This window comes from Pseudomonas silesiensis, assembly GCF_001661075.1.
Classification (GTDB): domain Bacteria; phylum Pseudomonadota; class Gammaproteobacteria; order Pseudomonadales; family Pseudomonadaceae; genus Aquipseudomonas; species Aquipseudomonas silesiensis.
Window position 1 is genome coordinate 3,385,600 of record NZ_CP014870.1, and the last position, 25,551, is coordinate 3,411,150.

Sequence of the window (25,551 nt, forward strand, 5' to 3'; positions counted from 1 at the left end):
AGCTGACATCTATACGGGTAAGATGCCAGCTAACGATTGTGAATACGCGAGTTACTCCAGCTTGAAACCAGATTTGTTATTGGCTGCGCGCCATTCTTTGACTTCTTTCAAGATTCCTTCAGGACTGTCCTCCTGGCCTTCCTTAGGATAGAAGATGACGTCTGAGCGGTCGGGGTGTTCTGTGATGAGTTCAAAGTGCGTAAGAAGACGGTCTAAATATACCTCCAGCGCTCTGCCGTGCAATCCATCGGGATAATCGCGAAATCTTCGCAGAAACGACAAAAACTCAGCTTCGGTGTAGTCCTCTAATTTCTCTTTAAAGATCATGATTTTTTCTTTCCTTGTGTAGCTGTATATGACGCTGTGGAGTCATAACCGAAATATTTTCAATTCCATAAACGTCGCCGCCCATTGCCACTTCCACATCATGATGAAGTTCGAACGTTTTACGCCCGCCGCTTTGATCGACGAGCCGAGGGTACGGAGCCAGGCCCTCGCGCATTCTGCGTAGGTTGTGGTCACTGAACTGCTGACTCAGTCTCGAATCCGCCGCCACAGCCTTCCAAACAGCCTCTCTGAATCGATGGAAATTGGCAAACTCCTTCCCTCTTAACTGATCAGCAATTTGCGAAGGTATAGGAGCTCCCTTCTCCCGCGCAGCACCGCCTAACCATACCCCTGAAATTGCCTGCCCTACCCCTGTTGCGACACCCGGATCGTCTCGCCGATCACGAAACAAAGCATCCGGCGAAGGCAGCTCCATATCCCCCGGAAACCCGGGAATTCTCGCACCAATCTCCCCTTCGTCAACAGCCGGAAACGTCTCGTTTTGCGGTAGGACCGGGATGGCCGGGTTGCCGGGATTAACCACTGGTACGGTTGGAGTGATGGGCGACGTCGTCGACCCGAGGTGTTCGCTGCCCGGCGGCACCAAAGGTTTCCAGCTAGTGGCGGGTGGAATAGGCCAAGGAACCACTGCAGGTGCAATCCCGAGCCAGCCTTCAGAATTATTCGGTGTCTTGATACTGATCTTGTCGAGATTGAACGGATCAGACCAGAATTCCGACCGCTCCTGATAACGCAATTCGAACTCACGGTTTTCACCGACCCACATGCTTTTCGGCGCGTAGGGGGCGAAACCTTGTTCGATGCGTTTTTTGTTCACCTCATCGAATGCAGCGGCAAGCAGACGATGCTCTCCGAGCGTTTGCCACACGGCTTTGTCGAAGGCTTCGAACGACTTGAATTCCCGACCTCGAAACTGATCGCCGATCTGAGCGGGAATGGCTGCCCCCTGAGTCTGGGGGGCAGAGTTCCACCAGTCAGTCGTTGCCGGTTGTCCGGTGCCGGTGACGACGCCTGCCCCCATCGGTGGCAAACTGAAGGACAGATAGGTCGGCGGCAGGCCAGGCACGCAAACGATGCAGTCCTGAATGCGTAAATCGACACCTGACGGGATGTCCAGAACCTCGGACGGTGTAACAGCCAGCCGAGACGGGTTCGTCATGGCGGGCTGAAACGTGGTATCAGGCGTGATCTGCAAGTGCCGGGGCGGCGCTCCAGGGATCTCGGCGGTGTAGAGACCGGACAGGGGATCGAGTACCGCATTGATGACTGAAATGCGAGAATCAACGTCACCCCCGGTACTGACGGCGATGATCGCAGTACCTTCCGGTATGGCGACGATTTTGAGCCGGGACTCCACCTCTGCCTGACCGCCTGCGTCAGCGATCGTTTGCAGCTCTTGACGGTCGTAAAGCCCCAATGCTTGAACCGGCACGCTGACAGCGTGGAACAGCCGCCTGCGTTGTTCCGCAGTCAACTCGCCATTGCCCAGGGTGGGTGAATACACCATCGCCGTGACGAAAACCGGGCCTGTCCTTGCTCCAATGCGCAGGACATCGATGAGCGTATCGGTGGCCGCCTGAACTGCTTTTTCCAGCGCTGCGGCGACCTCTTGTGCAACATGTACGGCTTCCTGGGACAGGATCATCCCGCCATGGGCAAGCGCAGTGACAGGTACTGTCAGCGTGTTGGCCTGCCTGACCCGCTCTATGCGCGAATCTGCATCGGCTTGCTGCTTGAAGCGAATGCGCGCATCGCGTTGCTCGGCAGCCTGCCGATGACGCTCCGAGACGGCTTCTCTTTCGCGCCAGGCGATGGTCTGTTCGGCATGGTGCCTGGACAAGGCAGTGGATTTTTCGGTCAGCGCATTGATTTGTGCCGACAACAAATTCGCTTCATGGGCGGCGTTGTAGGCGTTTTCCCAAATCTGATGACCAGTACCGAGTGCTTCGCCGAACTGGTCCAGGCGCGCCAGGTAATCACTCGCTGAACGAACGAGCGCATTGTGACCATCGAACGCATGGGCAGACGCGTTCTTTGCGCTGAGTTCTGAAGTTTTACGGGCGATCAGCCCGTCAATTTCGTTTTTCGCTTTGGTGATGAGATACAGCTGCCAGCGTTCGGTCGAATCGTTGTTGGGTGCGCGTTTAGCCGCCAAAATTTCGTCCTGAAGCGATGACGTCAGTTGCGCGGCTTTGGCAGAGAAGCTTTGGTCGACAGCAGTCCTTAAGTTGTGATGACGCTGCATCCACGACTCGAGCACTTGCTGTCGCGCCTGCACTCGGACGTGTTCCTGCGCTTGTGCCTCGGCGGCCGCTGCCTCAATTCGCTGTTGTTCCTGGGCCCGCAGGTACTCCTGTTTGACCCGCCTCCTGGCCTCTTTTGTGCTTCGACTGGGGCCACTGAATACCCCGGACGCGCCTACGCGGTTACCTCCAGAACCGCCGCCCCCTGAACCGCCACCGCCACCCGAAGCCGGCGGGCCGGATCTGATGACTACATCTCCTGTTGATCCATCGTTGAGTGTTTGTTGTGCCATACAGTCTCTCCTTGTCTGTAGGGCACAGCATGTCGATGGGGGGATAGTCAGGTGCGGTACATATTTATTGGGGGTGATTTATTTCGAGGATCGGTGCTCTCCGAGCATGTGAGAGCGGGGGTGTTTAGCGTCAGGTTGCCTTTTCCGGACTGGATAACCCTCGTTTAACTGCTAAGTTCTACAGACGCGTCCTACAGGCTTGATAAGAAAGAAATAACACGGTCACGGCCACCAAGTGCCGAGTCGTCATCTGAGCCACCATGGAACCGGGGGAATCATGTCGAAAAATCCAGGAGCGAGCGTCCTGTTGTTGGCGGCTTCGCTGGCGTCTGCCTGTTGTGCACACGCCGACGACGCCGACACAGCCAATAAAAGCAACAACCCCCTGAACATCGCGCCGGGGATGAGCCTGCAGGACTACTACACCCCCAGGTACTACGACTCCAACATCCATAGCAATGACCTGCTGGTGCGCGGCACGTTGCCGATTGCGCCCAACGATTTCATCGGCGTCCCGCAGCTGCTGCGCGCCACCGCGCCGATCAGCACCCGCGCCGACCCCAGCGGCGGCTACAGCACCGGTGAAGGTGATCTGAACCTGTTCGATATCTTCCTGCTCAAGTCCGACGGCGTGCAATTGGGCATCGGACCAATGATCACCATGCCCAGCGCCGATCAGGACGAACTCGGGACGGGTAAATGGCAGGCCGGCCTGGCCGCCGTGGCGATCGATGCATCGCCACGCGGCTTGCTGGGTGCCCTGGTGCAATACCAGAGCTCCCTTGCCGGCGACAGCGACCGCGAGCATGTCGAGTCGGCCACCCTGCAGCCGTTCATCATTCACAACCTGAACCAAGGTTGGTACCTGCGCTCCACGGCGACCTGGACGTTCGACTTGAAGAACGACACCCATTACATCCCTCTCGGGTTAGGTGCCGGCAAGGTGTGGAAATCCGGCAGCAACATTCTCAACGCGTTCGTCGAACCGCAGTGGACCGTGGAGCGCAAGGGTGACGTCCTGCCGCAATTCACGCTGCTGGCCGGGATCAATGTCACGTTCGGTAAATGAGGACTTTTATATGCATGGTGCAATTCGCGCAGCCGGCTTCAGCCTGATGACGATGTTTGTCAGCTGCGGCGTCGGTGCCCAGGACCCTGGCAACCCGTCTTCGACCCGTTTCACCGCCACTGCGCAAGTAGCCAGCGACCAGTGGAAAATGCCGCTGCTGACACCCGTCAACCCATAACCCCAGTAAGCGGAGTCGGTCATGGTCAGGCCTTTTGTTGTAGGTTCCTTGCTGGCCCTGTGCATGCTCGGTGGCAGCCCGGCGGTCCTTGCCGCCGAAGGCGGCGTCGGCCGGCCGATCACCGGGCAGCAGGTGTTTTCCAACGCCGGCATCGTGCCGCCGGAGCCGGGCTGGGTGATGTCCCTGACCAGCATCTGGTATGACGGCGATCTCAAGGGCGGAAAGGGTGTGCCGATTGTCGGCGAGATCGGTGCGGACCTGGACATGAAAGTGTCCTACACCATGGCCAACTTCACCAAAGTCTGGGACACCGGCAAGGGTCGCTGGAACTATGCCTCGGCCATCGGCGTGCCGGTGCAGTACACCGACGTCAACATCAGCATTACCGGCCCGCGCGGTCGTACCCTGGGCACCGAGGACAGCGGCACACAGTTCGCCGACATGCTGGTCACGCCGATTGCTGCCGGTTATCACTTCGACGAACTCAACCACCTCTCGCTGTCCCTGCCGATCTATGTGCCGACCGGTGCCTATAACGACGACCGACTGGCCAATCCCGGCCAGAATACTTACACCTTCATGCCGACGGTCGCGTTCACTCACCTCGACGGCAAGGGCGGCGAATTCACGCTATCGGGCGGGCTGGAGTTCTATACCGAAAACGACGCCACGGATTACCGCAACGGCAACATCTTCACCCTGGACGCGCTGTGGACCCACGGTTTCGGCAGCGGCTGGAGCGCCGGCCTGGTCGGCGGGTACGTGCAGCAGATCACCGATGACAAAGGGGATACCGCCGACACCCTCAACGGCTTCCGCGGCCGCTCGGTGGGTGCCGGGCCGGTGGTGGGCTGGGCCGGAAAATTCGCCGATGCCCAAGCCAGCGTCAGCGCCCGATGGGTGCCGGAGTTCGACACTAAAAACCGGCCTGAGGGCAACTGTTTCAGCGTCAACCTGACCTTGGCGTTTTTCTAGGTGTGAACGAACCTGAGCGGCCTCGGGCCGGATCTTCAACTTGAGGAAGTGAGCATCCCATGACCGCACTCAACGACCTTAACGCCCTGCAGGCCAGCATCGCCGAGGCCGTGCTGGGCCAGGACCAGGTCATCCGCCAGATCCTCCTCGGCCTGTTGGCCAACGGCCATTTACTGCTGGAAAGCTTGCCCGGGCTGGCCAAGACCCGCACGGTCAAGGCCCTGGCCAAGCATCTGGACGCGAAGATGAGCCGCATCCAGTTCACCCCGGACCTGCTGCCCTCGGACATCACCGGGGCCGAGGTGCTGCATCAGGTCGATGGCAAAAACCAGATCCAGTTCCAGCCGGGGCCCTTGTTCGGCAATCTGATTCTGGCGGATGAAATCAACCGTGCACCGGCCAAGGTCCAGGCTGCGCTGCTGGAAGCCATGGAAGAACGGCAGATCACCGTGGCCGGCAACAGCCATGCGCTACCGGAACTGTTCATCGTGGTCGCCACCCAGAACCCCATCGAGCAGGAAGGCACTTATCCGCTGCCGGAAGCGCAGATGGACCGCTTTCTGATGAAAGTCCTGCTGGATTACCCCAATGCGGAAAACGAAAGCCAGGTGCTGCGACTGCTGCGGGTCGAAGAACAGGCCCTCGGCTCCAGGACGGCTGCGGTCCAGGGTTTTGCGCTGTCCCAGGAGGTGATCTTCGCTGCACGGCGCGAAGTCAGCGCGGTTCATGTATCCCCGGCCATCGACCGCTACTTGATCGACCTGATCAACGCCACCCGCTACCCCGCCGATTACGACGCCGACCTCGGCCGCTGGATCACTCTCGGCGCCAGTCCCCGCGGCGGCATCGGCCTGGACCGTTGCGCCCGGGCCGACGCCTGGTTGCAGGGGCAGGACTTCGTGTCGCCGGACAACGTGCGCGCCGTGGTGCATCCGGTGCTGCGCCACCGCCTGCAACTGAGCTATGACGCGGTGGCCGACGGCGTCACGGCCGATCAGGTACTGGATCGTCTGCTCGACAAAGTCGCGATTGTGGCATGAACGTCGACGGGCTGGTCTATGTCTCTCTGGCGCAGTTGATGGCCCTGGAGTTCAAGGCCCGTGACCTGAGTTTCCTCGCGCGCCAGCCACGAGGCAGTATCCTAGCCGGCAACCATGCTTCGCGGTTGCGGGGCCGTGGCTTGAACTTCGATGAGCTGCGCCGCTATCAGCCGGGGGACGATTTGCGCCACCTGGACTGGCGCGCTTCGTTGCGCACCGGCAAACCGGTGGTCCGTACCTTTACCGAGGAGCGCGACAGACCGGCGTTGATCCTGGTGGACCAGCGCATGTCGATGTTCTTTGGTTCACAACGCAGCTTCAAATCCGCGATCGCCGCCGAACTCGGCGCACTGGCCGCATGGATGGTGTTCAACGCCGGCGACCGGGTCGGCGGGCTGGTATTCAACGATCAGCGCATCGACAGCATTGCCCCGTTGCGCAGTCGCAAACGAATCCAGGCGCTGTGCAGCCGCATGGCCCAGCAGAATCAGGCGCTGAACGCCGGCAACCCGGATGCCGAGGGCGAAGGCCAGCTCGATAAGGTCTTGCAACATTGCCTGGCCGTGGCCGGTCACGATCATCTGATTTGCATCATCAGCGACTTTGCCGGCGCCGGCCCGCGCACCTTGCAGTTGATGCGACAGTTGGCGGCGCATAACGATGTGATTGCCATGCAGGTGTACGACCCGTTGGCGTTGAACCTGCCAAAACAGGGTCGGCTGCTGATCACCCAAGGCCAGTTGCAAGTGGAACTGGCGGTGGAGCAACGCAGTGTTTATCAGCCATTGGGGGATTTTCTCGGCGGTCGGCTCAAGGACGTCGCCACCTTGCTGCGCCGCAGCCAGGTGCCGTTGATGATGTTCAGCACGGCCACCGATGCCCAGGAGCAACTGCGGGCCGAGTTGGGCAAGCTGGGTGGAGGTCGGCGATGAACCCGAATGTGCCCAGCATCGAGCAACTGAAGGAAATCGGCCTGCCGGCGGCGGTCAGTTATGCGCCCCAGACGTGGGGTTGGTGGGTGTTGCTGGCATTGCTGGTGATCACTGTGTTGCTGATCGGTGCGCGACGGTATTGGCAGTGGCGGCGGGATCGGTATCGGCGGGAGGCGTTGGTGCGGTTGGCTGAGCTGCAAAACAGCGAGGATCGATTAAGTGCCTTGCGCGAACTGCCGGAACTGCTCAAACGTGTCGCCATTTCAATGCCTGCCGCGAACCCTGTGGGAGCGGGCTTGCCCGCGATGGGGGCCTCGCATTCAACAATCATGTCCACTGAGCGGACGCCATCGCGGGCAAGCCCGCTCCCACAGGGTCCTGCGGCGTCAGGTAAAGCCGACTGGCAGGCGTTTCTGGAACAGCACAGCTCACACCCCCTCCCCGCCGACTTCAGCCAGCAACTGGCGCAACTGGCCTATGCCCCGGATGCGACATTGCTCGCACTGCCTGAAACGCAACGCCAACACCTGTTCACCACCTGCAAATACTGGGTGGAGCATCACCATGTGGCAGCTTGATTACCCCTGGCTGCTACTCCTGCTGCCGCTACCCTGGCTGGGCTACCGCTACCTGCCCGACTACCGCGAAGCCCGCAGCGCCGTACGCGTGCCATTTTTCGGCGCCATGAGCCGCGCGGTCGGTCAGGCACCCAGTAAAGCGGGTACCCATGGCAACCGATGGCAGTTGCTGTTGAATCTGCTGGTCTGGACCCTGGTCCTGGTGGCGGCCGCCCGCCCGGTGTTCGTGGAAAAACCCATCGAACGCCAGCAACCGGTGCGTGACCTGATGCTGGCCATCGACATTTCCCAGTCTATGGAAACCACCGACTTCACTGGCGCCAACGGCCAGAAGATCGATCGCCTGGCGGCGGTCAAGGAGGTGGTGCATGGCTTTATCGACAAGCGCAAGGACGACCGCCTGGGCCTGATCGTATTCGGCAGCGGCGCCTATCCGCAGGCGCCATTGACCCTCGATCACGCCAGCCTGTCGCTGTTGCTGGACGACACCGGCATTGGCATGGCCGGCCCCAACACGGCCATCGGCGATGCGATCGGCCTGAGCCTGAAGTTGCTCGATCAGGCCCATGAACAGGAAAAAGTCCTGATCCTGCTCACCGACGGCAATGACACCAGCAGCGCCATCACCCCGGATCACGCCGCGTCCATGGCGGCGGCCAAAGGCGTGGTGATTCACACCATCGGCATTGGCGACCCGACGGCGGAAGGCGAAGCCAAGGTCAACCTGCAAGGTTTGCAGCACATCGCCGAGGCCACCGGCGGGCGGTTCTTCCGCGCCGAAGACCGCAACGCGCTGGATCAGGTCTACGGCACCCTCGACAAACTCACCCCGCATCAGGTGCACACCCTCAGCCATCAACCCAAGAAGGAGCTGTTCTGGTGGCCGTTGGCGGCGGCGATCGCTGTACTCGCGCTTTACCATCTGGGCGCCCTGCTTCGTTCGCACCTGACATCCGCGCGTCAGCGGCAGGAAGCCTGAGATGGAGATCAACCTCGGCGACTTCCATTTCCTGCGCCCCCTGTGGCTGTTGCTGCTGCCGTTCGGCGCCCTGCTGCCATGGCTGTGGCGTCGCAGTCGTGATGTGCAACGGCGCTTGCGCAGCAACATTGCCGAGCACCTGTTGCCGCATCTGTTGATCACGCCGCAGGATCAACAGCGCCTGCGGCCGGTGCATCTGGTCTGCGCCCTGTTGATGCTGGGGGCCATCGCCACCGCCGGACCGACCTGGGAACAGGACCGTCCGCCATTCCTGGAGAACCGGGCGCCGCTGATTATCGCCATCGACCTGTCGCCTTCCATGGATGCCAATGATGTGCCACCGAGTCGCCTGGAAGCGGCCAAGCACAAGCTCCACGACCTGATCCAGCGCCGCGCCGGTGCCCGCAACGCCCTGATCGCCTATGCCGGCAGTGCCCATCTGGTGTTGCCGCCGACCGACCATCCGGCGTTGCTCGACAGCTTCATCCAGGCCTTGAGTACCGACCTGATCGGCAAACCTGGCAAGGCTGTCGGCCCGGTGATCGAGCAAGCCAAACGCCTGCTGGCGGCCGAGAAAACCCCGGGCACGCTGTTATTGATCACCGACGGTGCCGACACCACGCAGCTCGACAGTCTGGATCAATCACTCAGCGACGGCGCGTTGCAAGTGCTGATTCTGGCGGTGGGCAGCGAGGATGGCGGCATCATCCACGACGCCAACGGCCAGCCGCGTACCGACAGCGACGGCCGCCCGGCGCTTGGCAGTTTCGATCAGGCAGCGCTCAAGCAGCTCGCTTCAGCGTTGGACGCGCCACTGGGCAGCCTGACGCTCAATGACGACGATCTGGACTGGGTTGAAATGCACGCGCAGCAGCATTTCCAGAGTGCCAGTGACGAACAGCGCGAGCTGCACTGGAAAGACGCCGGTTACTGGCTGTGCTGGCCGTTGCTGTTGATCGCTTTCTTCGCCGTGCGCAAGGGCTGGAGCCTGAACTGGATGGCCGGGTTGCTGCTGGCACTGGGTCTCGGTTTTGGGCCGGCACCGGCCGAAGCCAATGCCCTGACCGACGCGTTCTTCACCCGGGACCAACAAGGGCGTTGGGCATTCGAGCATGAGCACTATCCGCAGGCCGCCGCGCTGTTCGTCGATCCGTACTGGAAAGGCATCGCCGCTTATAACGCAGCCGATTTCGACCTGGCACTGGCCAGCTTCGCGCGCCTGGACACTGCGCAGGCGTATTTCTATCTGGGCAACATCCATGTGCGGCGTTTCAAGTTCGATGAGGCGATCGCCGCCTACACCCGGGCGCTGAAATTGCAGCCGCAGTTCCCTGAAGCCACGGCCAACCTGGCGCTCGCCATCGCCTTGCAGAAAGACACCGAAAGCGCCGAGCAGAACACGCCCGAGGTCAAGCCCGACGAAATCAAAATGGACAAGGCACCGGGCAAGGGCCAGAGCAAAACTGTGCAGACCGAGCAGGCGACCTCGGATGAGCTGTGGCTGCAGAACCTGAGCACTTCGCCGGCGAAGTTCTTGAAGCAGAAGTTCAGTTTGCAGGATCAGGCGGGGGGTAAGCCATGAGCTTCCTGGTAGACCGCGTCGTGGCCTTCGCGAGCAAGCTCGCTCCCACATTGGATGTGTGTACAACGCAAGTCCCCTGTGGGAGCGAGCTTGCTCGCGAAGGCGTCCGGTCATTCAACACAAAACCATGTGCCTTGCTCATTTGTCTGCTCAGCACCATTGTCTCTGCCGCCGAACCCGAACTACGCCTCCAGACCCGCCTGAACCCCACCACCCCCACCATGGTCGGCGGTCTGCTCGAACTGCAACTCGATGTCCTCACCGACACCTGGTTCACCCGCGCCCCCACCCTGCCCGACCTGAAGCTGCCTGGCGCACTGGTCCTGCCCCCCGACGGTCACGCCGAACACTTGAACCAGACCCTGGACGGCAAGTCCTTCAGCGGCCTGCGCTACAGCTACCTCATCACCCCGAACCTGGCTCGGGGCTTCGACATCCCGGCGCTGATCGTGCGCGCCACACCGGGCCAGGCCAGCGCCGAGTTGAGCGCTCAAGGCCAGCCACTGCACTTCACGGCGGCGCAACCGCCGGGGTTCGAACCGGGAGAACCGGTGCTGGTCGCCCAAGCACTGCGCTTCACGCAACAGACCCTGAAACCGGCAAACCCGCTGAAAGTCGGCGACAGCCTCACCCGGCAACTGACCCTGCAGGCCGATGGCGCCCTGGCAATGGCGCTGCCGACACCGTCACTGGGCGATGTCCCGGGCCTCAGCCGCTACCCGAAGGCGCCACAGATCAGCACCCTCGGCGACGGTCGTGGCCACTTCACCGGCGGTCAGCGCATCGACACCGCGGTCTATCGTATCGACAGCGAAGGCCGTCATGACCTTCCGGCCATCGAGCTGAAATGGTGGGACGCCAGCAGCGGACAAACCCGCATGGCGCAAGTGCCTGCCGTGACCTTCGACGCCGTGGCCAACAGCGCCTATCGGCCGGTGTTCTCGATCACCGAAGACCTGAACAACCTCGGCCGGCAAAGTCGGCTGCACTTCTCCAGGCATTGGCTGGGGCTGTCGGCGTTGCTCTTGGGCGTGACGCTGTGCGCCTGGTTCGCGCGCCCCGTCATGCATCGTGCCTACCTGAAATGGCAAGCCCGGCGTCGCGCCCGACACACCGCTTGGCTGGCGTCCGCCAACTGCGCCTGGCGGCAGATCCCGCCACAACTGGATGCCCGCCCCGCCCAATTGAGCGCGCTTTATCTATGGGTAAGACGCAGCCGCATGGGCCTGAAACTCGGCAGCCTCGGCCCTCCTCTGCAAGACCTGTTACGTGCCTGTTACAGCCGTGAACCGACCGAAGATCAGGCGCTGCGTCACCTCAGGCAATCCTTGTCTACGCTGAAAAGTCAGGCCAAACCCAACAACGAATCAACCGCCCCCGCGCTGCGGCCACTCAACCCCGTTCACGAGAAGGATTTCCCATGACGAACCCGTTTTCGATCCGCCAGGGCTACGGGCTGATGTTCCTGCTCACCCTGGCGCTGAGCCTGCCGGTACTCGCCCAGACCGGCGAGCCACTGCCCTCGTGGAACGACGGCCCGGCGAAAAAGAACATCATCGAGTTCGTCCAGACAGTGACCGATCAAGGCAGCAAGGACTTCGTCAAACCCGCCGATCGCATCGCCGTGTTCGACAACGACGGCACCCTGTGGAGCGAACAACCGGCGTATTTCGAATTGCTGTTCGCCTTCGACGAGGTCAAGCGCACCGCACCGCAGCATCCGGAATGGAAAACCACCCAGCCGTTCAAGGCCGTGCTGGAGAACGATCACAAGGCCCTGGGCGAATCGGGCATGGAGGGCCTCCTGAAGATTGTTGGCGCGACCCACACCGGCATGACCACCGCGGCGTTCGATGACTATGCCAAGACCTGGCTCGCCCGGGCCCGCCATCCGAAAACCGGCAAGCCTTACACCGAGATGATCTACCAGCCGATGCTGGAAATGCTCGATTACCTGCGCAGCCAGGACTTCAAGACCTACATCGTCTCCGGTGGCGATACCGCGTTCATGCGTGCCTTCGCCGAACAGGTCTACGGCATCCCGCCGGAGCAAGTCATCGGCACCACATTTATCACGGCCTACCAGCTCAAGGATGGCCAGCCATCGATCGTGCGCACGGCCAAACTGGCCCACAACGATGACGGGCCCGGCAAACCGGAAAGCATCGATGCCGTCATCGGGCGCCGACCGATCCTGGCGTTCGGCAATTCCGATGGCGATCTGCAAATGCTGCAGTGGACCGCCGCCGGGCCCGGCAAACGCTTCATGGGGCTGGTGCACCACACCGACGCCAAGCGCGAATGGGCCTATGACCGCCACTCCGATATCGGCCGTCTGGACAAAGCCCTGGACGAAGCAAAAACACGTGGCTGGACCGTCGTCGACATGGCCTCCGAATGGCGCCGGATCTATCCGTTCGAGCCCGCCACAGCCGAGCAAGTGCAATGAAAAGCCTTACGCAGGATCGCAAACATCGTTTGTCCAACCTCGCGACACTCGCTAAAAAGGAGCAGGTCAGATGACTCGCATACGCAAGTGGCTACCGCAGCTCGCCCTGGTGGCGGCCTCGGTCATGGCGATTTCGGCGACTGCCGGGGCCGCCGAAAAACCCAATATTCTGGTGATCTTCGGCGACGACATCGGCCAGACCAACATCAGCGCCTATTCCATGGGCGTGGTCGGGTACAAGACGCCGAACATCGATCGCATCGCCAAGGAAGGGATGATCTTCACCGACTATTACGCGGAGAACAGCTGCACCGCCGGACGATCGTCGTTCATCACTGGCCAGACGCCGTTGCGCACCGGTTTGTCGAAAGTCGGCCTTCCGGGTGCAACCGTGGGCCTGCAAAAGCGTGACATCACCATCGCCCAGGCACTCAAATCCCAGGGCTACGCCACCGGCCAGTTCGGCAAAAACCACCTCGGCGACCGGGATGAATACTTGCCGACCAACCACGGTTTCGACGAATTCTTCGGCAACCTGTACCACCTCAACGCCGAAGAAGAACCTGAACGAGCGAACTGGCCCAGAGACAATCCGGAATTCACCAAGGCCTTTACGCCCCGTGGCGTGATCCACAGCTTCGCCGACGGCAAGATCGAGGACACCGGCTCGCTCAACACCAAGCGAATGGAAACCATCGACGACGAAACGACGGCGGCAGCCCAGGCGTTCATCGAGAAGCAGGCCAAGGCAGACAAACCGTTCTTCGTCTGGATGAACACCACCCGCATGCACTTGTTCACCCACGTGCGCGAGTCGATGAAGGGTCAGAGCGGCATGGCTGGCAACGATTACGCCGATGGCATGCTCGAGCATGACGGTGATGTCGGCAAACTGCTGAAAACCCTCGATGACCTGAAGATCGCCGACAACACGATCGTGGTCTACACCACCGACAATGGTCCGAACCAGTTCTCCTGGCCTGATGCTGCGACCACGCCGTTCCGTAATGAGAAAAACTCGAACTGGGAAGGCGCATTCCGGGTACCGGCGATGATCCGCTGGCCGGGCAAGATCAAACCGGGGGAAGTGTCCAACGAAATGTTCTCGGGCCTTGACTGGTTCCCGACCCTGCTGGCTGCCGCAGGCGACACAGAAGTGAAGAACAAGCTTCTCAAAGGCTGGGCGCCGACTTCCGGTGGCAGCAACTACAAGGTGCATCTGGACGGCTACAACCAGCTGCCGTACCTGACCGGCCAGCAACCGAAAAGCGATCGCAAGGAGTTCTACTACTTCAACGACGATGGCGTGCTGGTCTCGATGCGCTACGACAATTAGAAAGCAGTGTTCTGCGAACAACGTGAGCCCGGCGGCTTCAAAGTGTGGAGCGAACCTTTCGTGTGCCTGCGGGTACCGAAGATCTTCAATCTGCGCATGGACCCTTATGAACGCGCCGACGTGGTTTCCGATCAATACGCTGACTGGACCACCAAGAATGTTTACCTGACCGAGGTCGCGGTGGTGAAGTCGGCAGCATTCCTGCAGACCTTCGTTGACTACCCTCCGAGCCAGAGGCCCGCGAGCTTCAGCATCGACCAGATCCGGCAGGCGGTGGACGCCAAGATCGCAGAAAAAATGAAAGCTGCACAATAAGACCGCTTGACCGCCGCTCGCCATCATTGGCGAGCGGCCCCTTTTCCTGAATGCCCACGCATTCAAAAACTGTAGGAGCTGCGGTGCAGCGATCCGACTTGCCTGCGATGGTCGTTAACGAAAACGTGTTTTCACAGGATAAACGCGGCGCCGGTGAGTCCTTCGCGAGCGAGCTCGCTCCTACAGGGTCTCGTATCCAGTTCGAATTTTATGCAAGGCAATGAATCCATGTCTTCACGTGTCGCCAGCAAGACCTCGGCAATCTCCGCCCCTCACCCGGTTGCCTCCCCTGCGCTGCTGATCCCCGCCCTGTTGCTGTTCGTCTCCGGTGCTGCGGCGCTGGTGTACCAGGTGCTGTGGATCAAGCAACTGTCGTTGGTGGTCGGTGTCGAGGTGTACGCCATCACCACCGGGATCAGCGCGTTCTTTGCCGGCCTGGCCTTGGGCGGCTGGCTGTTCGGCCGTTGGGCGGATCGCTTGTCGCAGCCGGTTCTGCTCTATGCGGGGCTGGAAGTGCTGGTCGCCGTGCTCGGCGTCGGCGCGACGTTCACCATGAGCCTGGCGGCCAGCCCCTTTGCCTGGCTGGAACAACAAATCGGCCTGCTGGCCTGGGCGTTGCCGTTTGCCTTGGTCGGGATTCCGGCGCTGCTGATGGGCGGCACCCTGCCGGTGCTGGTGCGCTCGTTGGCCGCCGACCCGCAGCAACTGGGCAAGGCCGGCGGTCAGCTTTATGCGGCCAATACTGCCGGGGCCATTGCCGGCACACTGCTGGCCGCGTTCGTACTGATCGCGACCCTCGGCGTGCGCGGCAGTGCCCTGGCGGCGGCGATGCTGAACTTGCTGGCGGCCGTCGGTGCCCTGTGGCTTCAACGCCAGCGTTCGGTGCCGCTCCAGGCGCCCGCAAGGCACCCCTCCAGCACCGCGCCGGACCGCCTGGCCTTGTGGCTGTATTCGATCGCCGGCGGCGTGGCCCTGGGTTACGAAGTGGTCTGGTCGCAATCCATCGTGCAGTTCATGAGCACCCGCACCTACGCCTTCGCCGTCGTGCTGGCGACTTACCTCACCGGGCTGTTCCTGGGCAGCGCCCTGCTGGCCCGTCGGGTGGATCGCCTGCGGGATCCCTGGGGCGTATTCGGTTTACTGATCGCCGGCGCCGGGTTGATCGCATTGCTGGAAATTGCAGTGCTGGGACGCTGGCTGGTGGTCGCCCAAAGCCTGGCCGAAAGCTGGGTGTTGTCGCTGGGCGCGAGCGAACTGCTGGGCATGAGCGCCCGGTTTGCCGTCGCAGCGTTGAGCATTGTCTTCATTCCGACACTGATGCTCGGCGCCGCTTTCCCCTTGGCCCTGCGCCTGAGCGTCGGCCATGAGCGGGTCGGTCGGGATGTCGGCGCGGTGGTGGCGTTCAACACTCTGGGGGGGATTATCGGGGTCATGCTTTGCGGGTTTGTATTGATCCCGCTGCTGGGACTGGTCCATACCCTGGGGCTGTTGGCGATGGTCGCCGCCGGGATCGGTTATTGCGCAGTGCGCAAGGGCCATGGTGTAAAGAAAGGCCGGCGTCAGGCCGTGGTCGCCGTGGGCTTGCTGTCGGTGGCCGTGGCGCTGCTGACCCCGGCGGACAAACTCGCCAGCCTGCTCCCGGGCGCGCGCAACGCCACCCTGGCCTTCTATGAAGAAGGACGCGGCGGGACCGTGGCCGTGGTCACCCAGGGCAAAGGGCACAAAGCGTTCCAGCGCCTGTACATCCAGGGCGTGTCCAACACCGGCGACGCCATGCCATCGTTGCGCTACATGCGCATCCAGGCGCTGCTCCCGCTGTTGATCCACAATGGCGAACCGCGTTCGGCGCTGGTGATCGGCTTTGGTACCGGCATCACCGCTGGCGCCCTGACCCGTTATCCCGGGCTGGAACGCCGGGTCGTGGCCGAGTTGCTGCCCTCGGTGGTCAAAGCCGCGCCATTGTTCAAAGGTAACTTCGATGCCGCCGCGGATCCGGCCGTCGATGTCCGGCTACGGGACGGTCGCCAGGAACTGCTGCGCAACCCGCAGCGCTACGACCTGATCACCCTCGAACCCCCACCGCCCTCCGCCGCCGGGGTGGTGAACCTGTACTCCCGGGACTTCTACCAACTGGCTGCCAGTCGCCTGGAACCCCAGGGCCTGGTCGCCCAGTGGTTGCCGCTGCCGACCCAGAACATCGACGACTCGCGCTCGCTGGTGCGCAGCTTTCTCGATGTCTTCCCTTACGCCACCTTGTGGACCAGCGAGTTCCACGAAATGCTGCTGGTGGGTTCGATGGCACCGATCGAGCTGGATGCGGCGAAAATCAGCGAACGTTTCCAGCGCGGCGGCGTACGCAGCACCTTGCAGGACGTGGGCATCGGTTCAGCCGCGGCGTTACTGGCGACCTGGGTCACCGATCGTGCCGGCCTTGAGCGCTTTGCCGCTGATGCACCCGCCGTCACCGACGACCGGCCACGGATCGAATATGCGCAGTGGGTTCGTCCCAAGGAGATTACCCGGGTGTTGCCGGCGCTGCTGGATCTGCGTCAGGCCCCGGTGCTGGTGAACGCGGACGCGGGATTCCATGAGCGGATGAAGGCGCACCAACAGCGGTTGATGCAGTTTTATCGGGCGAGTCTGCATGCCTATGACGGCGACCGGGATGCCTGGGCCAGGGATATTCGCGAGGTGATGCGCGGGGATGGGGGTAATCCGTACTTTCGGTGGTTTGTCGGGGAGTGATGTGGCGCCTGAGCAACCGCTATCGCGAGCAAGCTCGGCTCCCACAGGGATTGGTGTCGTTCACAACACTTGGGTACGACACTAACCCTGTGGGAGCGGCGGTGCGACGATTCGACTTGCCCGCGATGGGGCCGTCAGCCCCCCCTACATCACTTGGACTTGAGCTTCAGAAACGCCTGGTGCAAATCCGAAGCCCAACCATCGATCACACCCTTCACATCATCGGCCTTCATTACCTGCTCCTTGTTCTCCAGCGGTTTGCCGGTGCCCTTGCGCACCACTTGGGCCAGGACCTTGTTGTTGCCGCCGTCAAGGAACACCGCTTCCGTGGCCAGGTCGGTTTCCTGATCGCGAATGCCGCTGGCCGTGCTGACCGCCGCTGCTACAAGCGCAATCGGGATCACTTCATAAGGTTTCAGGCCCTCGGTCTTGCTGCTGACGGCGGTAATCGCTGCACGCACGACGATCACACCGGGCCCAGGTCCAGCCGCCAGCGGCAGGGATCGACCCACTTCGCGCTTGAGCGCCTGATCGTAATAGCTGGTGATACCGTTCAGAGTGCCCTGAGGGATCGTTGCAGTCGGTTGGGGCTTGGGGTAGAGCTGGGTCGGCTCAATGTAGACACTGCGGTACTTGTTGATGTCGAGCTTGGGATCGACCCAGCGCATCACGGTAGCACCCGAGGGTGACTCGGCTTCCTTGAGCTGGCTGTAGTCCTTGAGGAATCCCGAATACTGATCCGGCTCCACGACTTTACTGGAGCAGCCCACCATTGAAATCGAGGCAATGCACAGAGTGCTCATCATTAACGCAAGCTTCATGCTGTAACTCCTGTAAGCGGTTCGACAAAGGTACGAACAAGGGTCTTACATGTATAGCCAATGCAGCGCCTTTTGCAGTGAAAATCATAATATTCAGCCTTACAGCCATTGATCACTGCCATTATTTGACAGACGCCGCCCATCCGGCAAAGCTGCATCGAGCTGTACAGCGCGCCTGACGGCAAACGCACCCGGACCATGGAAGTCGCAATGCCGACACATAAAAATAAAGTGCCTGCACCGAATACTGATTCCGCACCGTCCCGGATCGCCCGTTATCTGTTTCCCGTCACCATCGGTATATTGCTGGTGGCCGTCTTGGGCATCGGCTGGTTTTTATTCAGCAGCCAACCCGCCCCCATGGCCCCGGCCAGTACGCCCGCTGCCGCGCCGGCCAAGCCGCAACCGGTAGCCCAGGCACCGGCACCGGCACCGGCGACAATGGTCGATGAGCAACAGTGCCAAGGCTGCCACAGCGAGCAGGTCAAGGATTGGCAAGGCTCCCATCACCAATTGGCGATGCAGCCCGCCACGGCGGAAACGATGCTGGGTGACTTCAATAACGTCACCTTCAAGGCCGAAAACGAAACCACCCGCTTCTCGCGCAACAAACACGAATTCTGGGTCAACACCCCCGGCATCGATGGCAAGAACGCCGACTTCAAGGTGGCCTACACCTTCGGCATCGCGCCGTTGCAGCAGTACCTGATCGAGGTCGGCGAAGGTCGATTGCAAGCCCTGGGTGTGGCTTGGGATAGCGAAAAACACCGCTGGTTTCATCTGTACCCGGGCCAGGGTGTGAACTTCAAGAATCCGCTGCATTGGAGTAAACCGAGCCAGAACGCCAATTTCATGTGTGTCGAGTGCCACACCACCGGCTACAAACGCAATTTCGATCCGGTCAAAAACACCTTCGACAGTCACTGGAACAGCCTCGGTGTCGGCTGCCAGGCCTGTCACGGCCCGGCGTCCAGTCACCTGGCGTGGACCGCCAGCAAAGGCAACCTGATCCACGCCGGTTTTGCCGTCGATCTCAAGGACAAGGACGCCACCGTCGAGATCGAAACCTGTGCCCGCTGCCACGCTCGCCGAGCCCCCTTGGGCGATGGCTTTACCGTTGGCAAGCGCTTGATGGACGATTACCTGCCGAGCACCCTGACCCGCGAGTTGTATGCCCTGGATGGCAAGATCAAGGACGAAGTGTTTGAACACGGGTCCTTCGCCCAGAGCAAAATGTTCGACAAGGGCGTGCGCTGCAGCAACTGCCACAACCCCCATAGCACTCAACTCAAGGCACCGGGCAACGGCGTCTGCCTGCAATGCCACAACAGCGCCGGCAACACTTCGGTGGCGGGCGTCGACGGCAAGGGCCTGCAGGCGAAGAACTACGATTCGATCGACCACACTCGCCACACTGTGGGCCAGCCCGGTTCACAGTGCGTGGATTGCCACATGCCGGGCAAGTTCTACATGGGCAATGACTTTCGCCATGACCACAGCTTCAGCATCCCCGACCCTGTGCGAGCGCAAAAACTCGGCACACCCGACGCCTGCCTGACCTGCCACCAGGGCAAGGCCGGCGACAAGGTCACCGAACAGTTCAAGCTCTGGAACAGCGCCACCCCTATCCAGGCCGCGCGTTACGACGAAAGCCTGTGGTTGATCCGTAATGGCCGGCCTGGCGCGGCAGACGCCTTGTACGAGCAATTGCAACGCAGCGATCTGCCGGCGATTCAGCGGGCGACCTTGCTCGCCGAACTGCCGCTTTACCCCAGCGAGCAGGCGTTGAAACTGGCGACCAGGGACTTGAGCGACCCGGCGCCGCAAGTGCGCGAAAGCGCCGTGCGGGCGATCAGTGCGTTCCTGCCGCCGGCGGAGCGTGCGCCCCTGCTGACGCCATTGCTGGGGGATCCGGTGAAGGCCGTGCGCATCGCCGCGGCCCGGGACTTGCTCAGCGTGGCCCGCTCTGGTTTGGGCAGCGCCCAGGCCAACTGGAATGCGGCCATCGCCGAGTACGAAGACGTGCAAAAAAACCTCGCCGAACGCGCCGAGGCCAACCTCAACCTGGCCATGCTCTATCAGGCCAGCGGGCGCGGCGGCGACGTCGAACCGCTACTGCGCACAGCCCTCGAGCGCGATCCGGACTTCTACCCGGCGCTGGTGACCCTGGTGCAATGGCTGGAAGCCGGCGGGCGTGGTCAGGAAGCCCAGGCGCTGCTGCAACAGCGTCTGAAAGAACACCCGGACGCCGCCCTGCTGCAACATACCCGGGGCTTGGCGCTGATCCGTGGCGGCAAGACGGACCAGGCCATGCCCGCCCTGCGTGAAGCCGCTCGACTGGAGCCGCAGAACGCCCAGTATGGCTACGTCCTCGCAGTGGCGCTGCACGACAGCGGCAAGGCCGATGAAGCCTGCCAGGAACTGGAAAGACTGTTGAAAGAGCAGCCGGCGAATCGCAACGCGCGGCTGGCGCTGATCCAGTATTACCTGGAAAGCGGGCAGGAGCCGAAGGCGCAGGTGCTGTTGCAGGGCTGGAAGAAGATGAACATGGGTGATCCGGCGTTGAAGTGATCGGTGGTTGACCTGAAGGCCAACTCCTGTAATTGGATGGACTCGCCCAAGCCGAGGCGTCAACGATGACGCGGCAAATCTGAAACGCCGCGTCGTTCTCGGATTTTTCGTCGGAACGCCGCCCGGAGCAAGCTCGCTCCTACAGGAGTTCAGCTTGCCAGCGATGGGGCCTTCGGATCAGCCGCGATCGCGGGGGATCAGGCTCTGCAACTGTTGCGCCAGGAAGTTTGCATCGAAGGCAAAGGTGTCCGGGTCTTTCAGGCCGTTAGTCTTGCGCCACTGCCAGCTGCTCGACGGCGGCAGGCACACCAGCGAAATGCTGCCATATCGCGCGGCGGTCAAGCCCATCACTGCCAGGGATATCTGGCCACCGGCCCCCATCACATCCGGCACGAACTCCACCGGTTTGCCGGCAATCACGATGCTCAGCTTTTCGGTCTTGAAGGTCGAGACCTCGACCGGGACGCTCGGCCCCGATGCAACGTAGGCCTCGCGGCTCACTTCCAGCAGGGTTGGTGTCTTGACCGGTTCCAGCCACAGCTGAATCTGATCGAACAGCTCACCAATGCGCATCTTCCACACGGCCGATTGCGACTCAAACAGTTGTTTCTTGTGCGCTTCGCTTTCTGCGTAGTGGCGAAGCATCTCACCCAGTTGCTGTACGTCGTCCATTGCGGTGTTCCTTTGGTTGAAGCAGTGCTGCGGACTTTGAGCATGGCAGATGCGCGCTGCCGACGTACGACTAAAAGCGTGAGCGGTACTGGCCGGGGCTGGCGAGCAACGCATTCTCAGCCTTCGAACCACTCCCGCCGCTCGTCGAAGGTGTTACGGATCAACTCGACGATCATCTGCACCCCGGCCTCGTCCCGGGAATCGGCATTGACCGCCATCCACACGTGGCGCTGCATCGGGTGCCCGAACAATCCCGGCAATGCCACCAATGCGCGGTCAAACCGGCTCATGTAGTGCGGCAGCAGACCAATGCACGCGCTGCAGCGGATCATCTCCAGCATCAGTTCATAGGAATGCAACTGCACCACCCCCGCCAGACGCTGGTCCACCACGCTGTTCCATGCCCGAAAACTCTCGATCTGACAATCATGTTGCCACTGCACCAGCATGAAATCGGCCAGATCATCGAGGCAGTCCGGCCGCGCCGCGACCCGCGAATAGCGCTTGGCGATGTGCGGCAGGTAATCGAGCCGCGCCAGTCTCCGGGGTTCGCTGGTGGCAAAACTCGGACCAGGCAACGGCGAATCGGTGCCGGCCAGCCAGACCACCACGTCGGCAGTGATGGCTTGCAGGGACAATTCGCTGTCCAGGGAGATGATGTCCAGGCGCACACTGGCGTTGCGCCGCAACAGCGAGACCAGGTCGCGGCCGAGAATGTCGTGCAGGATGGTTTCGCTGACGGCCAGGCGAATCAACGGCTGTTCGATCACCGGCAAGTCGCGTTCATGGGCCAGGGCGATCAACTGCGCCTGCAGTTGCAAACCGTCACGGCTGAGGGCAAGACCCTTGTCGCTATGGCTGAACAGCGAACACTGCAGTTGCGCTTCAAGTTGCGCCAGTTGTTTACGCAGCAGTGTCGCCTTGATGTTGAGGCTACGGGCCGCCTGCATGAAGCAGCCGCACCGGGCAATGACCCTGAACGCCTGCGCGAGCTCTGGATCGAGCCCCGTCGCCAGCGTACGCCAGGGTGTGGTTTGTGCTACAGGCGCGCGGTAATCGGCCATCTGTTGACGGCCCGAGGTTTCCATAAGTGGCATCGTTGACTCCTTGTCGATCCGCTTGTCAGAGGCCTCCCATCCTGGCCATCTTTCATGAACCTGGTGTGACAATGGCCTCAGTCGCCAGGGGTTTGGCGAAAGCTCACCGCCAAGCGATTCCAGCTGTTGATAGTTGTGACGGCGATCGTCAGGTCAACCATTTCGCTTTCGCTGAACTGCTCCCGCGCCTGGGCATAGACATCGTCGGGCACATGGCTTTCGGAGAGCAGGGTCACCGCCTCGGTCCAGGCCAGTGCCGCGCGTTCACGGGCGTTGAAGAAGCCGCTGTCGCGCCAGACCACGATCGAGTACAACCGGCGATCCGTCTCGCCCAGGCGCCGGGCATCCACCGAGTGCATGTCAGTGCAGAAGGCGCAGCCATTGAGCTGCGAGGCGCGGATCTTGATCAGATGCAGCAAGGCCGGCTCAATGCTGAGATTGCTGGTCAAGGCCTCCATGGCAATCATCGCTTTCATCGCCTTGGGCGAAGCGCTGTAGTAATCCAGGCGGGGGTTCATGGCAGGCCTCAGGGATTGGAAGATACGCTTTAAGGTAGGCGCCGATGCGCAGGCATTACAGAGCCAATCAAGCGAAATACCCGTGGACCACTCGGGCACCAGACCAATCGGAGGTTTTTCGCCCACGCAACTTCTGCGCGGCCGTTCATGCGGGTAATCTGGCGCGACGCACACGCGCCTCAACCGCTGCAGGAGCCTCGCCGGTATGGAACTTCATGTTGTCATCAACGGCCGCAAGGACCTGGCAGGCCAGTTGTACCAGCAGTTGCGCAGCGCCATCGAATCCGGCCGCCTGGCCGCCGGGACGCAGCTGCCGCCCAGCAGGTTATTGGCGCAGCAGCTGGGTATTTCACGCAAGACCATTTCCGACACCTACGCCCAGCTGACCTACGAAAACTTCCTCACCGGGGTGATCGGCAAAGGTACCTATGTCAACGCCCGGGCCGCAAAAATCACCCGTAAACAGAGCCATTCGGAACTGGCCAGCTTTGATGTGATCGAGACCTGGCGCAGCCTGCCGGTGTTTTTGCGCCATCCGACCCTGGAAGGCTCGTTGCGCTACGACTTCATCGGTGGCGCCACCAGCAAGGGGCAGTTCCCACAGGACGACTGGCGGCGCTGCACCTCGCACGCCTTGCGCCAGATCGCCGGATCCAAAGGTCTATACAGCATGCCCGAGGGCTTGCCGGCGCTGCGCAATGCGATTGCGCGGCATATCGCGTTTTCTCGCGGGGTCAACTGCCAGGATGAAGACGTGGTGGTGTGCAACGGTGCGCAACAGGCGCTGGACCTGATTTCCCGGGTACTGACGAGCCCGGGCAGCCTGGTGGCCATGGAAGACCCCGGATACCCGCCAGCGCGCTTGCTGTTCGGCAGCCACGGGGCCCGTGTGATCGGGGTGCCGGTGGATGCCGAGGGCCTGCAGGTCGACATGATTCCCGATGGCACCCGGCTGATTTACGTCACCCCGTCCCACCAGTTCCCCCTGGGCATGCCCATGAGCCAGGCGCGTCGGCTGGCGCTGCTGGAACGGGCCTACGCCTTGGGCGCGATCATCATCGAGGACGATTACGACAGCGAATTCCGCTACGAAGGCCGTCCCACCGACTCCTTGCAAAGCATGGATGAGCGCGGGATCGTCGCTTATGTCGGCACCTTCTCCAAAACCCTGTTGCCGGAGTTGCGGTTGGGTTATGCGATTCTGCCGCCGGCCATTCTTGAAGCGGTGATTCGCGCCAAGCAACTTACCGATCTGCACACCTCCACCCTGCCCCAATGGGCGCTGGCCAAGTTCATCGCCGAAGGCTGCCTGCTCAAGCACATCCGGCGCTGCCATACGATTTATGCCGGGCGCCGTGAACGAATCCTCGCGCGCATGGCCGGCGACCTTGCGCCCTGGCTTGAGGCCGTGCCGACCACGGCCGGCTTCCACATGGTGGTTATGTGCAAAGTGCCTATCGATATTCCATTAGTGATTACACTCGCCAAAAAGGTCGAAGTCGGCCTTTACGCCATCGACAGCTTTTTCTACCAGCAAGCGCCACAGGCCGGGTTTTTCCTGGGTTTTGGCGCCATCGAAACCCTGGACATCGACATCGCCCTGGACCGTGTCCGGGACATTTTGCAGCAGGTCGCCTGACGGATTGGTCTGGGTTTTTATCCGGCGATTGGCTATTGGTGGTCCGAGGGGCCAGGCCTATCCTGAATGGGCGTGATCTCTCAGTGCGCAGGATGCGTCCGGCCTGATTCAGGAGTATGAGTAATGTCCAACGAAGTGATCAATACCGTGAAGGTGCAGGCCGCGGCCGGCCGCTCGGAAGAACTCGGCAGGCAACTGCAAAAGATTGTCGAAACCCTGCGCGAATTACCCGGCTGCGACGCCTATATGGTCGACCGCTGCCCCGAGGATGACACCCGCTGGACGGTCAGCGCCCGCTGGCAATCGGAAGCCGCCATGCAGATGCATTTCAACCGCCCTGAAGTACAAGGCTTTATCGGTCTGATCGACAGCCGACTGGCCAACGCCGTCGACTTCAATAGTTTCCCTATCGTTTAACCAGTTAGATCGCGGCTTTCGGCCACTGCTACAGGGCAATGGGTACCCCTGCAGGAGCGGCCGGAGGCTGCGATCTTTTGCTGTTCGACGGGCCTGATTGGTCCCCTCTCCTTCGCGAAAATTGGCTGTTTGATTACCTCGGCTGGCGAACTACTGTGGTCCCTGACAACTCACGACCACAGGTAATAAACCATGAAAGCCTTGCGTTTCTGTGCTGCCTCCCTCGCCGTTCTGGCCCTGACTGTTTCAGCCGCTGCATTCGCCCATGAAACCGTCGCCCCCTCGGAAAAAGTCACGGTGTTGCAGGACCAGATGCTGAAAAACGTACCGGGTAAAAAAGCCTTGATGATCGAAGTCGACTACAAGCCCGGCCAATCGTCGATCGCTCACAAGCACGAGGGCACGGCCATGGCCTACGTTCTTTCCGGTGCCGTCACTTCCCAGGTGAAGGGTGAAAAGGAGAGGACCTACAAGACTGGCGAATATTGGTACGAGGCGGCTGGATCGGAACATTTGGTGTCGAAAAATGCCAGCGCGACCCAGCCTGCCAAGTTGTTGGTATTCATGGTGCTGGCGCCGGAAGAGAAAGTGTTGATCCCTTTGGAAAACTGATAGCTGTGACATCAGCCATAAATAAACAGGCAGCCATGACGAGCTGGCGCCTGTTTATGTCCCGAAGCAATTAGCCAGCACTTTTTAAACCAAACAAAAACTAGTGATCACCGGCCAGGTTCAACTATGGGCTCTTACAATG

At 61.3% G+C, this 25,551-nt stretch carries 21 protein-coding genes and 1 pseudogene; 16 read left to right on the forward strand and 6 right to left on the reverse strand.

The annotated features are described in order from the left end of the window. Positions 1-51: 51 nt before the first annotated feature. Together PMA3_RS15050 and PMA3_RS15055 are read right to left on the reverse strand one after the other, a co-directional pair. Entirely contained in the window at positions 52-327 is a 276-nt protein-coding gene (locus PMA3_RS15050; protein WP_064677901.1) for a bacteriocin immunity protein, read from the reverse strand. Next, positions 317-2,884: an S-type pyocin domain-containing protein gene (locus PMA3_RS15055; protein WP_064677902.1), complete on the reverse strand. Its 2,568-nt coding sequence runs from the start codon at positions 2,882-2,884 to the stop codon at positions 317-319. Before PMA3_RS15055 ends, PMA3_RS15050 begins: the two co-directional genes overlap by 11 nt. A 277-nt stretch (positions 2,885-3,161) precedes the next feature. Here PMA3_RS15055 and PMA3_RS15060 point away from each other — a divergent pair, with 277 nt between their 5' ends. From PMA3_RS15060 to PMA3_RS15110, 12 genes and pseudogenes are all read left to right on the forward strand, one after another. Beyond that, positions 3,162-3,953, forward strand: a complete 792-nt coding sequence (locus PMA3_RS15060) for a hypothetical protein (protein ID WP_064677903.1) — start codon at positions 3,162-3,164, stop codon at positions 3,951-3,953. 10 nt (positions 3,954-3,963) lie between these two features. Then, positions 3,964-4,131 (forward strand): hypothetical protein, encoded by a 168-nt coding sequence (locus PMA3_RS32835; RefSeq protein WP_167355120.1) that lies wholly within the window; start codon positions 3,964-3,966, stop codon positions 4,129-4,131. Positions 4,132-4,152: 21 nt separating this feature from the next. Continuing rightward, positions 4,153-5,106, forward strand: coding sequence for a SphA family protein (locus tag PMA3_RS15065; protein ID WP_064677904.1), 954 nt, complete (start codon positions 4,153-4,155; stop codon positions 5,104-5,106). A gap of 59 nt (positions 5,107-5,165) precedes the next feature. Next, positions 5,166-6,146, forward strand: a complete 981-nt coding sequence (locus tag PMA3_RS15070; protein WP_064677905.1) for an AAA family ATPase — start codon at positions 5,166-5,168, stop codon at positions 6,144-6,146. Further along, a complete protein-coding gene (locus tag PMA3_RS15075; RefSeq protein WP_064677906.1) occupies positions 6,143-7,078 on the forward strand; it encodes a DUF58 domain-containing protein in 936 nt (311 codons plus the stop codon). The genes PMA3_RS15070 and PMA3_RS15075 overlap by 4 nt, the downstream gene beginning before the upstream one ends. Next, a complete protein-coding gene (locus PMA3_RS15080) occupies positions 7,075-7,656 on the forward strand; it encodes a DUF4381 domain-containing protein (RefSeq protein WP_064677907.1) in 582 nt (193 codons plus the stop codon). The genes PMA3_RS15075 and PMA3_RS15080 overlap by 4 nt, the downstream gene beginning before the upstream one ends. After that, positions 7,643-8,635 (forward strand): vWA domain-containing protein, encoded by a 993-nt coding sequence (locus PMA3_RS15085; protein ID WP_064677908.1) that lies wholly within the window; start codon positions 7,643-7,645, stop codon positions 8,633-8,635. The genes PMA3_RS15080 and PMA3_RS15085 overlap by 14 nt, the downstream gene beginning before the upstream one ends. Position 8,636: 1 nt before the next feature. Next, a complete protein-coding gene (locus tag PMA3_RS15090) occupies positions 8,637-10,217 on the forward strand; it encodes a VWA domain-containing protein (RefSeq protein WP_064677909.1) in 1,581 nt (526 codons plus the stop codon). Next, positions 10,214-11,641, forward strand: a complete 1,428-nt coding sequence (locus PMA3_RS15095) for a BatD family protein (RefSeq protein WP_064677910.1) — start codon at positions 10,214-10,216, stop codon at positions 11,639-11,641. Before PMA3_RS15090 ends, PMA3_RS15095 begins: the two co-directional genes overlap by 4 nt. Next, positions 11,638-12,666, forward strand: coding sequence for an HAD family hydrolase (locus PMA3_RS15100; protein WP_064677911.1), 1,029 nt, complete (start codon positions 11,638-11,640; stop codon positions 12,664-12,666). The genes PMA3_RS15095 and PMA3_RS15100 overlap by 4 nt, the downstream gene beginning before the upstream one ends. A 70-nt stretch (positions 12,667-12,736) precedes the next feature. Further along, positions 12,737-14,317 (forward strand): annotated as a pseudogene (locus PMA3_RS15105) (arylsulfatase). Between the two features lie 228 nt (positions 14,318-14,545). After that, positions 14,546-17,062: a fused MFS/spermidine synthase gene (locus tag PMA3_RS15110; protein ID WP_064677912.1), complete on the forward strand. Its 2,517-nt coding sequence runs from the start codon at positions 14,546-14,548 to the stop codon at positions 17,060-17,062. Between the two features lie 149 nt (positions 17,063-17,211). Here the strand turns inward: PMA3_RS15110 and PMA3_RS15115 are convergent, their stop codons facing one another. Further along, entirely contained in the window at positions 17,212-17,883 is a 672-nt protein-coding gene (locus PMA3_RS15115; RefSeq protein ID WP_064677913.1) for a DUF3313 domain-containing protein, read from the reverse strand. A gap of 210 nt (positions 17,884-18,093) precedes the next feature. On the opposite strand from PMA3_RS15115, the gene PMA3_RS15120 reads away from it, so the two are divergent. Further along, positions 18,094-20,454: a tetratricopeptide repeat protein gene (locus PMA3_RS15120; protein WP_064677914.1), complete on the forward strand. Its 2,361-nt coding sequence runs from the start codon at positions 18,094-18,096 to the stop codon at positions 20,452-20,454. Positions 20,455-20,631: 177 nt separating this feature from the next. Here PMA3_RS15120 and PMA3_RS15125 read toward each other — a convergent pair whose 3' ends face one another. The 3 genes from PMA3_RS15125 to PMA3_RS15135 all read right to left on the reverse strand — a co-directional run bounded on the left by PMA3_RS15125 (position 20,632) and on the right by PMA3_RS15135 (position 22,741). After that, positions 20,632-21,126 (reverse strand): hypothetical protein, encoded by a 495-nt coding sequence (locus tag PMA3_RS15125; RefSeq protein WP_064677915.1) that lies wholly within the window; start codon positions 21,124-21,126, stop codon positions 20,632-20,634. A gap of 116 nt (positions 21,127-21,242) precedes the next feature. Next, positions 21,243-22,223 carry a LysR family transcriptional regulator gene (locus PMA3_RS15130; RefSeq protein WP_064677916.1) on the reverse strand — a complete coding sequence of 327 codons (981 nt, stop codon included), beginning with the start codon at positions 22,221-22,223 and terminating at the stop codon, positions 21,243-21,245. A gap of 77 nt (positions 22,224-22,300) precedes the next feature. Beyond that, entirely contained in the window at positions 22,301-22,741 is a 441-nt protein-coding gene (locus PMA3_RS15135) for a carboxymuconolactone decarboxylase family protein (RefSeq protein ID WP_064677917.1), read from the reverse strand. A 205-nt stretch (positions 22,742-22,946) separates the two neighbouring features. On the opposite strand from PMA3_RS15135, the gene pdxR reads away from it, so the two are divergent. The 3 genes from pdxR (at position 22,947) to PMA3_RS15150 (ending at position 25,409) form a co-directional block, all read left to right on the forward strand. Next, positions 22,947-24,380 (forward strand): MocR-like pyridoxine biosynthesis transcription factor PdxR, encoded by a 1,434-nt coding sequence (pdxR, locus tag PMA3_RS15140; protein ID WP_064677918.1) that lies wholly within the window; start codon positions 22,947-22,949, stop codon positions 24,378-24,380. A 123-nt stretch (positions 24,381-24,503) separates the two neighbouring features. Further along, positions 24,504-24,797 carry a putative quinol monooxygenase gene (locus PMA3_RS15145; protein WP_064677919.1) on the forward strand — a complete coding sequence of 98 codons (294 nt, stop codon included), beginning with the start codon at positions 24,504-24,506 and terminating at the stop codon, positions 24,795-24,797. 192 nt (positions 24,798-24,989) lie between these two features. Beyond that, positions 24,990-25,409, forward strand: coding sequence for a cupin domain-containing protein (locus PMA3_RS15150; RefSeq protein WP_064677920.1), 420 nt, complete (start codon positions 24,990-24,992; stop codon positions 25,407-25,409). Positions 25,410-25,551: the final 142 nt, after the last annotated feature.

Excerpts from the sequence above, each read along its gene's own strand:
- PMA3_RS15095 (WP_064677910.1), top strand. The coding sequence starts at position 10,214 with ATGAGCTTCCTGGTAGACCGCGTCGTGGCCTTCGCGAGCAAGCTCGCT.
- PMA3_RS15130 (WP_064677916.1), bottom strand. The coding sequence starts at position 22,223 with ATGCCACTTATGGAAACCTCGGGCCGTCAACAGATGGCCGATTACCGC.
- PMA3_RS15050 (WP_064677901.1), bottom strand. The coding sequence starts at position 327 with ATGATCTTTAAAGAGAAATTAGAGGACTACACCGAAGCTGAGTTTTTG.
- PMA3_RS15145 (WP_064677919.1), top strand. The coding sequence starts at position 24,504 with ATGTCCAACGAAGTGATCAATACCGTGAAGGTGCAGGCCGCGGCCGGC.
- PMA3_RS32835 (WP_167355120.1), top strand. The coding sequence starts at position 3,964 with ATGCATGGTGCAATTCGCGCAGCCGGCTTCAGCCTGATGACGATGTTT.
- PMA3_RS15100 (WP_064677911.1), top strand. The coding sequence starts at position 11,638 with ATGACGAACCCGTTTTCGATCCGCCAGGGCTACGGGCTGATGTTCCTG.
- PMA3_RS15085 (WP_064677908.1), top strand. The coding sequence starts at position 7,643 with ATGTGGCAGCTTGATTACCCCTGGCTGCTACTCCTGCTGCCGCTACCC.
- PMA3_RS15090 (WP_064677909.1), top strand. The coding sequence starts at position 8,637 with ATGGAGATCAACCTCGGCGACTTCCATTTCCTGCGCCCCCTGTGGCTG.
- PMA3_RS15075 (WP_064677906.1), top strand. The coding sequence starts at position 6,143 with ATGAACGTCGACGGGCTGGTCTATGTCTCTCTGGCGCAGTTGATGGCC.
- PMA3_RS15070 (WP_064677905.1), top strand. The coding sequence starts at position 5,166 with ATGACCGCACTCAACGACCTTAACGCCCTGCAGGCCAGCATCGCCGAG.
- PMA3_RS15115 (WP_064677913.1), bottom strand. The coding sequence starts at position 17,883 with ATGAAGCTTGCGTTAATGATGAGCACTCTGTGCATTGCCTCGATTTCA.
- PMA3_RS15135 (WP_064677917.1), bottom strand. The coding sequence starts at position 22,741 with ATGAACCCCCGCCTGGATTACTACAGCGCTTCGCCCAAGGCGATGAAA.
- PMA3_RS15110 (WP_064677912.1), top strand. The coding sequence starts at position 14,546 with ATGTCTTCACGTGTCGCCAGCAAGACCTCGGCAATCTCCGCCCCTCAC.
- PMA3_RS15125 (WP_064677915.1), bottom strand. The coding sequence starts at position 21,126 with ATGGACGACGTACAGCAACTGGGTGAGATGCTTCGCCACTACGCAGAA.
- PMA3_RS15065 (WP_064677904.1), top strand. The coding sequence starts at position 4,153 with ATGGTCAGGCCTTTTGTTGTAGGTTCCTTGCTGGCCCTGTGCATGCTC.
- PMA3_RS15080 (WP_064677907.1), top strand. The coding sequence starts at position 7,075 with ATGAACCCGAATGTGCCCAGCATCGAGCAACTGAAGGAAATCGGCCTG.
- PMA3_RS15055 (WP_064677902.1), bottom strand. The coding sequence starts at position 2,884 with ATGGCACAACAAACACTCAACGATGGATCAACAGGAGATGTAGTCATC.
- PMA3_RS15120 (WP_064677914.1), top strand. The coding sequence starts at position 18,094 with ATGCCGACACATAAAAATAAAGTGCCTGCACCGAATACTGATTCCGCA.
- pdxR (WP_064677918.1), top strand. The coding sequence starts at position 22,947 with ATGGAACTTCATGTTGTCATCAACGGCCGCAAGGACCTGGCAGGCCAG.
- PMA3_RS15060 (WP_064677903.1), top strand. The coding sequence starts at position 3,162 with ATGTCGAAAAATCCAGGAGCGAGCGTCCTGTTGTTGGCGGCTTCGCTG.
- PMA3_RS15150 (WP_064677920.1), top strand. The coding sequence starts at position 24,990 with ATGAAAGCCTTGCGTTTCTGTGCTGCCTCCCTCGCCGTTCTGGCCCTG.